Annotated in this window: 13 protein-coding genes; 7 read left to right on the top strand and 6 right to left on the bottom strand. The window is 69.6% G+C overall.

Annotation, left to right across the window (positions count from 1 at the left end):
- Window positions 1-1,027, bottom strand: a 1,027-nt coding sequence (locus tag ACWGKQ_RS38595) for an ice-binding family protein (protein ID WP_453296714.1), incomplete at its 3' end; no start/stop codon positions are given.
- A 588-nt stretch (window positions 1,028-1,615) separates the two neighbouring features.
- Here ACWGKQ_RS38595 and ACWGKQ_RS38590 point away from each other — a divergent pair.
- Together ACWGKQ_RS38590 and ACWGKQ_RS38585 are read left to right on the top strand one after the other, a co-directional pair.
- Entirely contained in the window at window positions 1,616-1,873 is a 258-nt protein-coding gene (locus ACWGKQ_RS38590; RefSeq protein WP_453296713.1) for a DUF3556 domain-containing protein, read from the top strand.
- Window positions 1,870-3,330, top strand: a complete 1,461-nt coding sequence (locus ACWGKQ_RS38585) for a phytoene desaturase family protein (protein WP_453296712.1) — start codon at window positions 1,870-1,872, stop codon at window positions 3,328-3,330. Before ACWGKQ_RS38590 ends, ACWGKQ_RS38585 begins: the two co-directional genes overlap by 4 nt.
- Here the strand turns inward: ACWGKQ_RS38585 and ACWGKQ_RS38580 are convergent.
- The 4 genes from ACWGKQ_RS38580 to ACWGKQ_RS38565 form a co-directional block, all read right to left on the bottom strand.
- Entirely contained in the window at window positions 3,300-3,506 is a 207-nt protein-coding gene (locus ACWGKQ_RS38580; RefSeq protein ID WP_453296711.1) for a hypothetical protein, read from the bottom strand. The genes ACWGKQ_RS38585 and ACWGKQ_RS38580 overlap by 31 nt on opposite strands.
- A 451-nt stretch (window positions 3,507-3,957) precedes the next feature.
- Window positions 3,958-4,929: a pirin family protein gene (locus ACWGKQ_RS38575; RefSeq protein WP_453296710.1), complete on the bottom strand. Its 972-nt coding sequence runs from the start codon at window positions 4,927-4,929 to the stop codon at window positions 3,958-3,960.
- 112 nt (window positions 4,930-5,041) lie between these two features.
- Window positions 5,042-6,997 carry an Ig-like domain repeat protein gene (locus ACWGKQ_RS38570; RefSeq protein WP_453296709.1) on the bottom strand — a complete coding sequence of 652 codons (1,956 nt, stop codon included), beginning with the start codon at window positions 6,995-6,997 and terminating at the stop codon, window positions 5,042-5,044.
- Between the two features lie 246 nt (window positions 6,998-7,243).
- Complete coding sequence (locus tag ACWGKQ_RS38565; protein ID WP_453296708.1) at window positions 7,244-7,726, bottom strand: SseB family protein; 483 nt, start codon at window positions 7,724-7,726, stop codon at window positions 7,244-7,246.
- Between the two features lie 176 nt (window positions 7,727-7,902).
- Here ACWGKQ_RS38565 and ACWGKQ_RS38560 point away from each other — a divergent pair, with 176 nt between their 5' ends.
- The 5 genes from ACWGKQ_RS38560 (at window position 7,903) to ACWGKQ_RS38540 (ending at window position 12,957) form a co-directional block, all read left to right on the top strand.
- Window positions 7,903-9,729, top strand: coding sequence for an acyl-CoA dehydrogenase (locus tag ACWGKQ_RS38560; RefSeq protein WP_453296707.1), 1,827 nt, complete (start codon window positions 7,903-7,905; stop codon window positions 9,727-9,729).
- A gap of 82 nt (window positions 9,730-9,811) precedes the next feature.
- The gene (locus tag ACWGKQ_RS38555) at window positions 9,812-11,122 is read left to right on the top strand and encodes a M18 family aminopeptidase (protein WP_453296706.1); all 1,311 of its coding nucleotides are present in this window, start codon (window positions 9,812-9,814) and stop codon (window positions 11,120-11,122) included.
- Window positions 11,123-11,209: 87 nt separating this feature from the next.
- The gene (locus ACWGKQ_RS38550) at window positions 11,210-11,455 is read left to right on the top strand and encodes a DUF6458 family protein (RefSeq protein WP_453296705.1); all 246 of its coding nucleotides are present in this window, start codon (window positions 11,210-11,212) and stop codon (window positions 11,453-11,455) included.
- 166 nt (window positions 11,456-11,621) lie between these two features.
- Window positions 11,622-12,728 carry a glycosyltransferase gene (locus ACWGKQ_RS38545; protein ID WP_453296704.1) on the top strand — a complete coding sequence of 369 codons (1,107 nt, stop codon included), beginning with the start codon at window positions 11,622-11,624 and terminating at the stop codon, window positions 12,726-12,728.
- A gap of 70 nt (window positions 12,729-12,798) precedes the next feature.
- Window positions 12,799-12,957 carry a hypothetical protein gene (locus ACWGKQ_RS38540; protein ID WP_453296703.1) on the top strand — a complete coding sequence of 53 codons (159 nt, stop codon included), beginning with the start codon at window positions 12,799-12,801 and terminating at the stop codon, window positions 12,955-12,957.
- 94 nt (window positions 12,958-13,051) lie between these two features.
- Here the strand turns inward: ACWGKQ_RS38540 and ACWGKQ_RS38535 are convergent, their stop codons facing one another.
- Entirely contained in the window at window positions 13,052-14,863 is a 1,812-nt protein-coding gene (locus ACWGKQ_RS38535; RefSeq protein ID WP_453296702.1) for an NHL domain-containing thioredoxin family protein, read from the bottom strand.
- Window positions 14,864-14,960: the final 97 nt, after the last annotated feature.

Here is a 14,960-nt window from a genome sequence, read left to right as displayed (position 1 = left end):
CGTGGGCTCGTTGATGTGTTGAAGAGTGAGCTCGGCCTGTGGTAGTAGCACCGGTAGTGCCGGTGGTCGTCGCACCGGTAGTGCCGGTGGTGGTGGCCCCGGTAGTGCCGGCCGTCGTGGTGGCACCCGTGGTGCCGGTGGTCGTGGCACCGGTGGTGCCGGTGGTCGTGGCACCGGTGGTGCCGGTGGTCGTGGCACCGGTGGTGCCGGTGGTCGTCGCACCCGTGGTGCCGGTGGTCGTGGCACCGGTAGTGCCGGCCGTCGTGGTGGCACCCGTGGTGCCGGTCGCGCACTGCGGCCGGGTGATCGTGTTGGTGTCCAGCGTCACGGCACCGTTACGGGCCAGCGCCCGTCCCTCGATGGTCGCGCTCGTGGTGGCAGTGATCGAGGTCATGGCCAGGATGTTGCCCACGAAGGCGGTGCTGGTGCCAAGAGTGGCCGAACTACCCACCTTCCAGAACACATTGCACGGCGAGGCGCCGTTGATGAGGGACACGCTGCTGCCGGACGCCGTCGTCAGCCCCGAACCGATCTGGAACACCCAGACGGCGTTGGGGTCCCCGTGGGCATTCAGGGTGAGGGTGCCGGTGAGCCCGAGAGTGGTGGAGGCTGTGTAGACGCCCGGATCCAGCTCCAGGCCACCGGCGTCCGGGGGAAGTGCCCCGTCGGAGGGCTGCCCGGCAGCGTCGTCGTACGCCGTGATCAGGTCGGTCTGGGCGTCCTGAGCCACAGTGTCCGCAGAGTGCTGGGTCCCGTTCACCACGGCGGGCGGCCCGTATCCGGTGATGGACGTTCCCGGAGACACTCCGACATCCCCGGTAATCACCGAGGGGCCGGTGTTGGTGGTTGCCGAACCGGCCAGTACCGCGAAGCTGTCCGCCCTGCCCAGATCTACAAACGTGGCGAGGGCACTTGCCTGTGTCGGCGACACAGCGACTACGACAGCGGAGATCACCACGGCAAGTACCGCCGCGATCCATACCGACAAAGCGCGCCGCAGGGGCGCGACAGGGAAATTGGGCGTCATCGAAGGGCCAGCTCCTGTGAGGGGATGGAGACGTATTTGGCGGTTCTCGGTCACATTGAATCGCCTGTCTCTGCCCCCGGCATATTACGCAGGCGCATGCTCCAACTTGCAACTCATGCGCGTGTTTTCGCCCGACCTGGCGAGCCGATCACAAATGCTCAGAAAATTTTTAATAGGCCGAATGGTCGTTCCTGCTTGGTCGAGACGGGCGACGCGGTGACGTAGCTTCCCAGGTCAGCCCAGGCAGCAAGGAAATTCGTGCATCCGTAGCCCCTCGGCCGATACCACCCCCATCCGACACCCGAGGCCTCACCGGCGTGTTGAGTAAATGAGCAGCTCCGCGATTCTCTCCGGAGGAGATTCGTATCACTGGCGGAGCGGAAGGAGTACCGCGAGAAGATCACGAAGGCTTTGCGGGAGGCCAGGGAGGGGAACCGATTTCTGCGTGTCACCGGAGCGGTACTTCCCCGCAATCCAGGCACTCGCGAAGAGGACTTCACCACAGCCTGCACCCATCTTTCGGTGACGATCCGATCAGTTGACCAGGTCACTGGCAATGATCGCCCTGACGCACCAAGGCCTTGGCGCATGCAAGCGCCGAGGAATAAGAGCACGGCTTACGTCAGTGATCATTTGGAAGGGCGGCCCATCCACCGGCAGACTGTGGCGTATGAGATCCACGACGCCGCCCTTGGCCTGCTCGGACAAGGACACGTCACGATGCGCGACATGGTGACCCGTCAGCCCTGGCCCACCGATGGCCCGGACCATCCCATGTGCGGCGCCGTGTCTCGTCATCCGCTGCGCTCGGCGCCCAGCGTTCCGCCCACGAGGTTGGCGTCATGACGACCGCGGTCGTCGTCGGTGGCGGGCCCAACGGGCTCGCCGCTGCGGCCCTCCTCGCGCGGGACGGCCTGGACGTCACGCTGCTGGAGGCCGCCGACGAGGTCGGCGGCGGCACGCGCAGCCACGAGGCGATCCTGCCCGGCCTGCTGCACGACCACTGTTCGGCCATCCACCCCATGGCCGTCACCTCGCCCGCGCTCCGGGTCCTCGGCCTCGAACGCCACGGGCTGCGCTGGCGGCTGCCGGAGATCGACTGTGTGCACCCGCTGGACGACGGGACGGCCGGGGTCCTGCTGCGCTCCGTCACGGAGACCGCCGCCGGGCTCGGCCCGGACGGCCGCCGCTACCGGGCCCTGGTGGAGCCCTTGGTGCGGCGCTGGGACGCCCTCGCGCACGACGTGATGGGTCCGCTGCTGCGGATCCCGGCGCACCCGCTGCTGCTCGCCCGGTTCGGCCTCCCGGCCGTGCTGCCTCCCGCGATCCTCGCGCGCCTCTTCCGGACCCCACAGGCCCAGGCTCTGTGGGCCGGGGTAGCGGCGCACGCGTTCCGCCCATTCTGGGACCCGCTCGTCTCAGCGATCGGGCTCGGCATCCTCACCTCCGGCCACGCAGCCGGGTGGGCCGTCGCCGAGGGCGGCTCGCAGTCCATCGCCCGCAGCATGGCCGCAGCTCTCCTCGCCGCCGGCGGCACGATCGAGACCGGCGTGCGAATCACCGCCCGGCAGCAGATCCCGCCCGCTGACGTGACTCTGCTAGACCTCGACCCCGGTCAGGTCGCCGCCCTCTACGGCGACAGGCTGCCCGCCCGCGTGACGGGCGCGTACCGGCGCTTCCGCCGTGGCCCTGGCGCCTTCAAGGTGGACCTGGCCGTCGAGGGCGGCGTGCCCTGGAGGGACGAGCGGGCACGACGGGCCGGGACCGTGCACCTCGGTGGGCCGCTCGCCGAAGTGGCCCGGACGGAACGGGACGTGACGCAGGGCCGGATGCCCGAGCGGCCCTTCGTCCTGGTCGGCCAGCAGTACCTTGCCGACCCCTCCCGGTCGGTCGGCGACGTCCACCCCGTCTGGACGTACGCCCACGTCCCGCACGGCTACGACGGCGATGCCACGGAGGCGATCCTCCGGCAGCTCGAACGCTTCGCCCCCGGCGTACACGAACGAATCGTGGGCCGGCACGTCACCCGCCCCGCCGACTTCGCAGCGGCCAACCCCAACTTCACCGGCGGCGACATCCTCACCGGAGCGAAGACAGTCTCCCAGCTCCTCCTGGGCGCCCGCCCGGCGCTGGACCCCTACGCCACTGGCCTGCCCGGAGTGTTCCTGTGCTCAGCGGCCACCCCACCCGGCCCTGGGGTGCACGGCATGTGCGGCGCCGGGGCGGCGGCATCAGCACTGCGCCACCTGGGGGGCCGCCCGACCTGGCAGGCTCAGGAGCGCTCCCAGGACTCGCGCACGTAGAAGCGCTCCCCGCTCGTGCAGCCCAGGCCATCGGAGACCTGCTCGGACCCCGGGTTCCAGCCCACGGCACCGTCGACCTTGCGGCCGAGTTCGATCAGACGGTTGCTCTCCGTCCACGTGTGGTAGGAGCCCCGGCCCTCGACGAGCGATGCCCCCGCCCTCCCCGAGCTGAACATCTGCCGCTCGATCCCACAAGGTGGGCCGTCATCTGATGACGGCCCACCTGGATAGCCCGTGGCCGCCCCGGCCCACTCCAGTCCGAGGCTGGCCAGTTACCCGAGCATGTCCTCCGTGACCCTCCCACACCGCGCCTTCGTATTCGTCAGGAACACTCCCGGCGATATCTCGGTGCCGCCGCAGGCTCCGTCGGGCTCTCGCCGCTGACCTTTAGGCCAAGCCCCAAGTCAGCACGCAACGGCCCCACACCAGCGCCACCCCATCAACAACCAAGACTCATCCGGTACTTGCCGGGTGAGACTTGTTCCATGTGCGAGTGCTCAGCCTGTCAGTCTGGATAGTCTTCCTTGACAACGCTACGTACCCGCACTGACCAGCCAAACCAGCGCCAAACTCACCAGCCCCACCCCTTTGTTCGGGGTGGGGCTGGTGAATTTGGCCGACGAGGGGTCAGAGCCCGCCCTCCGTCATTCCGTGCACCGCCGGGATCGTCCCGAGGCGGCCCTTCTGGAAGTCCTCGAAGGCCTGCTGGAGCTCTGCCTGGGTGTTCATGACGAACGGGCCGTAGTGGGCCATCGGCTCACGGATCGGCTGTCCGCCGAGGAGCACGACCTCCAGGTCCGGCGTGTGCGAGTCCTGCTGCTCGTCCGCGCGGACGGTCAGGGACGAACCCGCGCCGAAGACCGCGGTCTGGCCCAGGTGGATCGGCCGGCGATCCGCACCCACAGAACCCTTTCCGGCAAGCACATACGCCAGAGCGTTGAAGTCCTCACGCCAGGGCAGCGTGATCTCCGCGCCCGGCGCCAGCGTCGCGTGCACCATGCTGATCGGGGTGTGGGTGACACCGGGACCCTTGTGGCCGTCCAGCTCACCGGCGATGACCCGCAGCAGCGCGCCGCCGTCCGGGGTGGTGAGCAGCTGGACCGTGCCACCGCGGATGTCCTGGTAGCGCGGGGCCATCATCTTGTCCTTGGCCGGGAGGTTCACCCACAGCTGGAGGCCGTGGAAGAGCCCGCCGGACACGACGAGGGACTCCGGCGGGGCCTCGATGTGGAGGAGACCGGCACCGGCCGTCATCCACTGGGTGTCACCGTTGGTGATGGTGCCACCGCCACCGTTGCTGTCCTGGTGGTCGAAGATCCCGTCGATGATGTAGGTGACGGTCTCGAAGCCGCGGTGCGGGTGCCAGGGGGTGCCCTTGGGCTCGCCCGGCGCGTACTCCACCTCACCCATCTGGTCCATCATGATGAACGGGTCGAGATGGCGGTAGTGGATCCCCGCGAACGCCCGGCGCACCGGGAAACCCTCGCCCTCGAAACCGCTCGGCGCGGTCGTGACGCCGAGCACGGGACGGGACACGGCGTCGGCCGACGCGGTCACCCGGGGCAGGGTCAACGGGTTCTCGACAGTCACTGCAGGCATGTTGGCTCCTCCTTGTGCGCCCAGTTTAGTTGAGCGTTGAACTTTCTGCCACCCCTAACGACGAAGGCCCGGAGGACATTCCCTCCGGGCCGGTCATCCCCCGTTCGGTGGATCAGTTGCTGAAGTAGAGGTACTTCCACCCGCCGTAGGTGGTCGAGTTCACGGTGTCGCCGGACGCCCCGTTGACGTACACCGAACGCATCCGCGCCCGGACACCGGACTCACCGGGGGCGTCGAACTGCACGGACGACTTGCCGCTCGTGCCGAGCTTGAAGTACTCGGAGTCCGTCGAGTACCACTTCCCCTGGTAGTAGACCTCCAGGTCAAGACGGTGCTCACGGCCCGGGTAGTAGGTCATGGTCGTGTTGAACACCGGGCCGGTGTTCTTGTGGAACCAGTAGTACGAGGTCGAACCGATCTTCGCCGTCTTGTAGTACTTGGAGAGAGAGGTGGAGATCTTGACCCGCGCGTAGGCCGTGGCCTTCACGGTCTTCGGCGCGTACCGGGCGTCGCCGTCGAAGACCGCGGAGACGGCCGTGTCACGGGTCATGTCGACCCAGGCGGCGATGTTCCCGTGGGAGTCCACCTTGCCGGTCTTGATCAGCTTGTTCGGCTTGTCGCCGCCGAAGGGGTCCGCGTAGATCTTGACCGAGCGGTTCTTGTACGTCGTCCCGAGGTGGGCGGTGAACTTCACGTCGGTGCCGTAGTTGTACAGCTTGCCGTTGTTGTTCAGGCTCAGGCTCGTCCCCGCACGGGAGACCGCGACCTTGTCGGAGGCGGTGGCCGTGGTGTGCCCGGCGTCGCCCGCGTAGGTCACCTTGTAGGTGACCGTGCCGCCGGCCGGCGGGGTGTCGGTGAAGGAGTAGGTGCCGTCCGCCTTGACGGTGACGGCGGCGAGCGCCTTGCCGCCGGGGCTCTCGACGTCGGTGCGGGTCACGGAGAGCTTGGCACCGGCGGGCAGCGGGATGGTCGCCGACAGCTTGCCGGTGACGGTGAGCTTCTTGGCGCGGGGCGCCGAGCTCGGGGCGTTGACCGTGAGCGTCGGCACGTTGAGCGTCGGCTGGGTCAGGACCTTGAGCGTGTAGGAGCCGCCGTTCGGCGCCAGCGCGAAGATCCGCGAGGAGTCCGGCGCCCAGCGCAGGTTGCCGGTGGTGTAGTCGGTCGAGGTGCCGACGTTGTAGGTGCGCAGCGGCGTGCTGGTGTCGGGCCGGTAGACCGTGACCTTGCCGGAGTTGAACTGGGCGACCAGGCCGTTCGGCGCGACGTCGGCGCTCCACGCGCCGGGGTAGGAGCCGGCCTTGCTGAACTTGCCGTCCGCCCACGCGTCCCGGTCGGTGCCGTTGATCAGCACCTGGTCCGCGCCGGGGACGAGGTCGATGTCGGAGATGCCGCTGTTCAGGGTGTAGTCGCCGTTGTACCAGGCGGTGAGCTTCGCGGTGCCGTCCGAGACGTCGAGGACGGCCATGGAGTCGGTGGAGATGCCGGTCTCCCCGACGGCCAGCAGGCCCGGCCGGGCCGGGTCGGTGTCCAGCAGCCCCTGGCCCCAGATGCCGGAGGAGGTGCCCTCGGTGGGGAACTGCGTCATCGCGACCGGGTCGGTCCCGCCCGCCGGGTCCACCGCCGGGTCGATGGACCCGATGTCGCCGTCCCACTGGTCGCCGTACGAGAACCACGCCTTGCCGCCGGCGAAGGCCAGGTGGCGTGGGCCGGTGTCGGTCGGGATGCTGTACGTCGTCTTCACGTCCAGCGTGGCCGCGTCGAGGGCGAGGACCTGATGGGTGTTGGGCAGGGCCGCGTACAGGGTGGAGCCGTCGTCCGACAGGGCCAGGTCGCTGACGCTGCCGAGGCCGGCGTCCGAGTCGACGAGGGTGCCGCTGTAGTCCGAGGCGACGATCCTGCCGTTCGCCGCGTCGCCGACGAACACCCGCTGGAGGGCGCCGTCCACGACGAAACCGCCGATGTTCGTGACGGTGGCGGCGGCCGCCGAGGCGGTCCCCGCCGCCACGACGCTCAGCGCCGCCGAGCTGAAGACGACCGCGAGCGCCGTCGCGACCGAAGTGCTGCGCATGCGCACAGTGATGAAACCCCCAGTGAGAACCCGGGACTGCCGGGTGGATGACAGCGCCGCGCGGCACCCGGACACGACCGCCTGAGAGCGGTTGAGCGCGGGGCGCGGCTGCCAGGGGGCAGCCTATGGCATGGCTGTGACAAACAGGGGGTGAGTTCCGACCGGGATGAGTTTCCGGAGGACGTCGTGAAGGCGTCGTGAGGGCGTGGCGAGGGCGCGGCGAGGGTGTGGTCCGGAGCTCGGCGCCTAGCCGTACATCCGGCGCATCGCGAACTCCACCATCTGCTCGACCGCCTTCGCGTCGAAGACCATCCGGTGCTCGCCCTCCATGTCCAGGACGAACCCGTAGCCGGTCGGGAGGAGGTCGATCACCTCCGAGCCGGTGATCACGAAGTACTTGGACTCCTTGCCCGCGTACCGGCGCAGCTCCTTCAGCGAGGTGAACATCGGGATCACCGGCTGCTGGGTGTTGTGCAGCGCCAGGAATCCAGGGTTGTCGCCGCGCGGGCAGTACACCTTGGACGTGGCGAAGACCTGCTGGAAGTCCTCGGCGGTCACCTGCCCCGTGGTGAAGGCACGCACCGCGTCGGCGAGCGAGGGCGGGGACGGCTCGGGGTAGAGCGGCGCCTGCTGGCCGTACCCGCCGAGACCGCCGGCCATCGGCTGCTGCGGGGAGGCGTACGGCTGCTGGGCCGCGCTCCCGTCCATGGGCTGGCCGTATCCATACATGCGCGCAAGCCTACCGAGACGCGCGGGGTCTGGGAGAAGGTAGACCCTTCTCACACTTCGCCCGATGGGGGTTGCGTCTTATTACCGACGGGTAGCATCATCGGGACCACTCGTTGGTATGTGAAAGCTTGCGCGAGGATTCAGTGCCTCGCCGATCCGGATACGGAGCCGTCACCATGGGGCACTACAAGTCCAATCTCCGCGACATCGAATTCAACCTGTTCGAAGTGCTCGGGCGCGACAAGCTGTACGGCACCGGCCCGTTCGCCGAGATGGACACCGACACCGCGAAGAGCGTCCTGGAGGAGCTGACCCGGCTCGCCGAGAACGAGCTGGCGGAGTCCTTCGCCGACGCCGACCGCAACCCCCCGGTCTTCGACCCGGAGACCAACACCGCGCCGGTCCCGGCGTCCTTCAAGAAGAGCTACAAGGCCTTCATGGACTCCGAGTACTGGCGCCTGGGCCTGCCCGAGGAGATCGGCGGCACCACCGCCCCGCCGTCGCTCATCTGGTCGTACGCGGAGCTGGTCCTGGGCGCCAACCCGGCCGTGTGGATGTACTCCTCCGGCCCGGCGTTCGCCCGCATCCTCTTCGAGGAGGGCACCGAGGAGCAGAAGAAGTGGGCGCAGCTCGCCGTGGACCGGACCTGGGGTTCGACCATGGTGCTCACCGAGCCCGACGCGGGTTCGGACGTCGGCGCCGGCCGTACCAAGGCGGTCCAGCAGGAGGACGGCTCCTGGCACATCGAGGGCGTGAAGCGCTTCATCACCTCGGGTGAGCACGACATGGAGGAGAACATCCTCCACTACGTGCTGGCCCGCCCCGAGGGTGCCGGCCCGGGCACCAAGGGGCTGTCCCTCTTCCTCGTCCCGAAGTACCTGTTCGACTTCGAGACCGGCGAGCTGGGCGAGCGCAACGGCGTCTACGCGACGAACGTCGAACACAAGATGGGCCTGAAGGCCTCCAACACCTGCGAGATGACCTTCGGCGACCGCCACCCGGCCAAGGGCTGGCTGATCGGCGACCGGCACGACGGCATCCGCCAGATGTTCCGGATCATCGAGTTCGCCCGGATGATGGTCGGCACGAAGGCCATCTCCACGCTCTCCACCGGCTACCTGAACGCCCTGGAGTACGCCAAGGAGCGCGTCCAGGGTCCGGACCTCGCGAACTTCATGGACAAGACCGCGCCCAAGGTCACCATCACCCACCACCCCGACGTGCGCCGCTCGCTGATCACGCAGAAGGCCTACGCCGAGGGCATGCGGGCGCTGGTGCTGTACACCGCCTCGGTCCAGGACGCCATCGCCGTCAAGGAGGCGAACGGCGAGGACCCGAAGACCGAGCACGCGCTCAACGACCTGCTCCTGCCGATCGTCAAGGGCTACGGCTCCGAGAAGGGCTACGAGCAGCTCGCCCAGTCGCTGCAGACCTTCGGCGGCTCCGGCTTCCTGCAGGAGTACCCGATCGAGCAGTACATCCGCGACGCCAAGATCGACACCCTGTACGAGGGCACCACCGCGATCCAGGGCCAGGACTTCTTCTTCCGGAAGATCGTCCGCAACCAGGGCGCGGCGCTGAACTCCCTCGCCGAGGACATCAAGAAGTTCCTGGCGCTCGGCACCGGCGGCGAGGAGCTGGCGGGCGCCCGCGAGCACCTCGCGAAGGCCGCCGTCGAGCTGGAGGCGATCGTCGGCCTGATGCTGACCGACCTCGCGGCCACCGAGCAGGACGTCAAGAACATCTACAAGGTGGGCCTCAACACCAGCCGCCTGCTGCTCGCCTCCGGTGACGTGATCGTCGGCTACCTGCTGCTCAAGGGCGCCGCGATCGCCGCCGAGAAGCTGGAGACGGCCTCTTCGAAGGACAAGCCGTTCTACACCGGCAAGATCGCGGCGGCTAAGTTCTTCGCGGCCAACGTGCTGCCCGGCGTCACCCTGGCCCGCAAGATCGCGGCCGACGTGGACCTCGACCTGATGGAACTGGACGAGGCCGCCTTCTGACCGTCGCGGCCGACCGAGTCGCCCACGGTGGCCCGCTCCCTCTCCGGGGAGCGGGCCACCGTACGTCGTTAAGGTGAGGCACATGAGCGCACCCTCCCGCTTCGACCGCGGCCACACCGACGACCTGATGTCCTTCCTCGCGGCGAGCCCCACGCCGTACCACGCCGTGGCGAACGCCGGCGAACGGCTGGAGAAGGCCGGTTTCCGGCAGGTCGCCGAGACGGACGCCTGGGACACGGAGACTTCGGCGGCCGGCGGCAGGTACGTGCTGCGCGGCGGCGCGATCATCGCCTGGTACGTCCCGGAGGGCGCCGCGCCCCACACGCCGTTCCGGATCGTCGGCGCCCACACCGACTCCCCGAACCTGCGGGTCAAGCCCCGCCCGGACACCGGGGCGCACGGCTTCCGCCAGGTCGCCGTGGAGATCTACGGCGGACCGCTCATGAACTCCTGGCTCGACCGGGACCTGGGCCTGGCCGGCCGGCTCAGCCTGCGCGACGGCTCCACCCGGCTCGTCGACGTGAACCGGCCGCTGCTGCGGGTGCCCCAGCTCGCCATCCACCTGGACCGTTCGGTCAGCAGCGAGGGCCTCAAGCTCGACAAGCAGCGCCACCTCCAGCCGGTCTGGGGCCTCGGCGACGACGTCCGCGACGGCGACCTGATCGCCTTCCTGGAGCAGGAGTCGGGCCTGCCGGCCGGCTCGGTGACCGGCTGGGACCTGATGACCTACGCCGTCGAACCGCCCGCCTACCTGGGCCGCGACCAGGAGCTGATGGCCGGCCCCCGGATGGACAACCTGCTGTCCGTGCACGCCGGTACGGCGGCCCTGGCGGCCGTGGCGACGGGCGCCGGCCCGGAGCTGCCCTGCATCCCCGTCCTCGCCGCCTTCGACCACGAGGAGACCGGCTCCCAGTCGGACACCGGCGCGGACGGGCCGCTGCTCGGCAGCGTGCTGGAGCGCTCGGTGCTGGCGCGCGGCGGGTCCTACGAGGACCGTGCCAGAGCCTTCGCGGCCACCGTCTGCCTCTCCTCCGACACCGGGCACGCCGTCCACCCCAACTACGCCGAGCGGCACGACCCCACGCACCACCCCCGCCTCAACGGCGGCCCGATCCTCAAGGTCAACGTCAACAACCGCTACGCGACCGACGGTTCGGGCCGCGCGGTATTCGCCGCCGCCTGCGACAAGGCCGGTGTGCCGTTCCAGAACTTCGTCTCCAACAACTCCATGCCCTGCGGCACCACGATCGGCCCGATCACCGCGGCCCGCCACGGCATCCGGACCGTCGACATCGGCGCGGCCATCCTCTCCATGCACAGCGCCCGCGAACTGTGCGGCGCCGACGACCCGTTCCTGCTGGCGAACGCGCTGGTGGCGTTCCTGGAGGGGTAGTTGCGCGGCGGGGTCGCACATACCCCGGCCGCCCCCGGGTACCCGGCGGGAACCGGAAGCACCGGACCTGAAGGGAAGGCGACACTCATGGGGCTCGGCGGGTGCATCATCCTCATCGCCGTGGGGGCCATCCTCACGTTCGCGACCGACTGGCACATGCAGGGCGTCAACCTCGATGTCGTCGGCCTGATCCTGATGGCCGTCGGGATCATCGGCGTCGCCACGTTCAGCAGCATCGCCCGGCGCCGCCGGGTCGTCGTGCCGCCGACGGCCGTGGTCGACGAAGAGCGGCATCACGGGCGTGACGGATACGGCAGCGGGTACGGCGCGTAAGGGACACAGCCACACCCACAGGGTCATCACAGGCAACCGTGAGCAATCCGTTACAGCATTCAACTATTCGAGTTGTAGGGGTTTCGTGAAGACTGTGGATCACTGACGGTTCCGGAACATCGACTTCCGGATCCACCACGGTCTTCACGACAGGGGGTACCGAGCCGTGCGCCGTCACGCCACGCGCCGTGCCCACGCCGCGCCCGAGGAGCCGGGCGACAGACCCAGAATCGCCGTCCTGATCCCGGCCCACAACGAGCAGAAACGTATCGCCGACGCGATCGACGGCCTCTGGGAACAGACCCGGCGCCCCGACCTGATCGTCGTCGTCACCGACAACTGCACCGACGACACGGCCGGCGTCGCCGCCGCCCACGGTGCCCAGGTCTTCCCCACCCAGGGCAACACCCACAAGAAGGCCGGTGCCCTCAACCAGGCCATCGCCTGGGTACTGCCGCACCTCGACGACCGGGACCTGCTGCTCGTCCAGGACGCCGACACCGTCCTCAACCCCTGGTTCGTCGAGACCGCGCTCACCACCTTCAACCGCAAGGTCGGCGCGGTCGGCGGGGTCTTCTACGGCGAGGCGGGCGGCGGCCTGCTCGGCCTGCTCCAGCGCATGGAGTTCCACCGCTACGCCTGGGAGCTGGAGCGCACCGGCGGCAGGGCCCAGGTCCTCACCGGCACCGGCACGATGTTCCGCGCCCGCGTGCTGCGCGAGGTCCGGGCCGCCCGCCGGGCCGGCGAACTCGGCGGCGGCACCGGCTACTACAGCCTCGCCTCGCTCACCGAGGACGACGAGATGACCAAGGCGGTCAAGACCCTCGGCTACCGGGCCATGTCCCCGGCGGGCTGCGCGGTCACCACCGAGGTCATGCCCACCCTGCCCAAGCTCTGGCACCAGCGGCTGCGGTGGCAGCGCGGTGCGCTGGAGAACCTCCGCGACTACGGCTGGACCCGGGTCACCGCCCGCTACTTCCTCCAGCAGTTCCTGATGGGCTTCGGCGCGCTCTCCTTCCTCGTCTACCTGACCTTCATGGCCACGTACACCTCGATGTACGGCTGGCCGGGCCTGTCGCCGTTCTGGACGGCGATCGGCCTGATCTTCGTCGTCGAGAAGACCGTCTCCGTACGGCGGGCGGGCGCCAGGGCCGTGCTGGTCGCCGCCGTGATGATCCCGGAGATGCTCTACGACCTCTTCCAGCACGCCGTCTACTTCACCTCGCTGTGGGGGCTGGTGCGCCGCAGCGAGGAGAAGTGGGTCGCGACGTGAGCGGGTGCCCGTTGCCGGGCAACCCCACCGACCCCGCCCCCCACATGGACACCCTCATAGGAGAAACACGATGTACGGACGAGTGATCGGCGCGGGCACGGCGGGCGCGGGCGGTGCGACCCTGGCCGCCACCGGGCTGTGGATCAACAGCATGGCGCTGGTGGTGACGGCCACGACGCTGGTGGCGGCCGGGGTTGCCGTGTTCAAGTTGGTTCCGCGGAGGCGGTAGCCGGGTTGGCCGGTTGTGTTGTGGCTGCGGGTGCGTGGGGGCTGAGCGCGCCCACGCGGCGGCAGCCGCAAATCGACACAGCCCCGCGCCCCTTTCAGGGGCGCTGATCCATCCCGGCGAGAATCAGTGGAAGCCGGTCCGTGCCGCCCTGCGTGATCCGCAGCGGTACGCCCCAGTCCTGCTGGTGGACATGGCAGGCCGGGTACTCGTTCGCCGGGTCGTCGTCGCAGCTCGCTGCCATTGCCGAGACGTGCAGGACGCCCTCCTCGATCGCCGGGTTCAGGTCCAGCTCTCTCGACAGGTCGGTGTCGGCGCCCTCGCCCTTGAGGAGCAGCTCCGGCGGGGTCGAGGACACCAGCAGCCGCGTCGACGGACCGTACCTCGTGTCCAGCTTCTGGCCTGCCGGGGCCTGGAAGATCACGTCCAGGCGGAGCTCGCCCGGGGCCACCTCGGTCGCGGCGCGCCGGGTGCGGTGGGCGACCGACTCCACCCGGACGGCCTCCTCGGGCAGCCGCAGCCGGGTCAGCCGGTGGCGGGCCGACTCGACCACCAGGATGTCGTCGCCGGCCAGCACCGCGCCGCTGGGCTCCCGCAGATCCGTCGCCAGGGTGGTGACCTCGCCGGTCGCCGGGTCGTAGCGGCGCAGCGCGTGGTTGTAGGTGTCGGACACCGCGACCGAGCCGTCGGGCAGGGCCGTCACGCCCAGCGGGTGCTGGAACAGGGCCTGGCCGGCCGCGCCGTCCCGGTGGCCGAAGTCGAAGAGGCCGGTGCCGACGGCCGTGTGGACCTCTCCGTCCGGGTCGACCCAGCGCAGGGCGCTGCTCTCGGAGTCGGCGAGCCAGAGCCGGTCGGCGGTGGCCGCGAGGCCGGACGGCTGCGCGAACCAGGCCTCGGCGGCGGGGCCGTCCACCAGCCCCTCGTTGGTGGTGCCCGCGGCGACGGCGACCTCGCCGCTCTCCGGGTCGTACGTCCACAGCTGGTGCACGCCCGCCATGGCGATCCACACCTTGCCGCCGAAGACCGCCACGTCCCAGGGGGAGGAGAGATCGATCTCACGGGCCGGGCCGGAGGTCGGGGAGCCCTGCCACCACTGGCGGCCGGTGCCGGCGAGGGTGCTCACCTCGCCGGTGGCCGGGTCGAGGCGGCGCAGGGCGTGGTTGACGGTGTCGGCGACGACCACCGAGCCGTCGCCGAGGAGGGCGAGGCCCTGCGGTTCGCTGAAGGAGGCGGTGTCCGCCGTACCGTCGGTGAAACCGCGCGTGCCGGAGCCGAGCCGCCGTACGACCGTCTCCGCGTCCTCGGCCAGCTCCACCAGCTGGTGCCGGGTGGTGTCGCTGACCAGGAAGTGCCCCGAGGGCAGCTGCAGGGCCTTGCCGGGGAAGCGCAGGGCGGTGGGCTCGGGCTCCGGCGGCACGTACGGGCCGTCGCCGCGCCGCAGGGTGCCCTTCGCCTCGTGCTCCGCCTCCAGCTCCTCGACCAGCCGCGCGATCGCGTGCGCGTGGCCCTCGCCGGCGTGCTGGGCGACGACGTACCCCTCGGGGTCGATGACGACCAGCGTCGGCCAGGCCCGGACCGCGTACTGCTTCCAGGTGGCGAGCTCCGGGTCGTCCAGCACCGGGTGCTCCACGCCGTACCGCTCCACGGCGTCGACGACCGCCTGGTGCTCCGCCTCGTGCACGAACTTCGGCGAGTGCATCCCGATGATCACCACCGTGTCCCGGTGCCGCTCCTCCAGCTCTCGCAGCTCGTCCAGGACGTGCAGGCAGTTCACGCAACAAAATGTCCAGAAATCAACAATTACGATGCGCCCACGGAGCTCCGCGAGGCTGAGCTGCTTGTCACCTGTGTTGATCCAGCCGCCCTTGCCGATCAGCTCGGGGGCGCGGACACGTACGCGTTTTGCCATGATTCAAGCCAACCACACGCACGCGTGACGCTATTCCTCACCAATGTCGCACCCGGACGATCCGGGGCCCGGCTGCGGGCCCCGGACCCGTCGGTCC

Source organism: Streptomyces sp. NPDC054770 (assembly GCF_053611985.1).
Note: the sequence above shows the minus strand (reverse complement) of the source record. Positions and strands in the feature narration are given on the sequence as shown.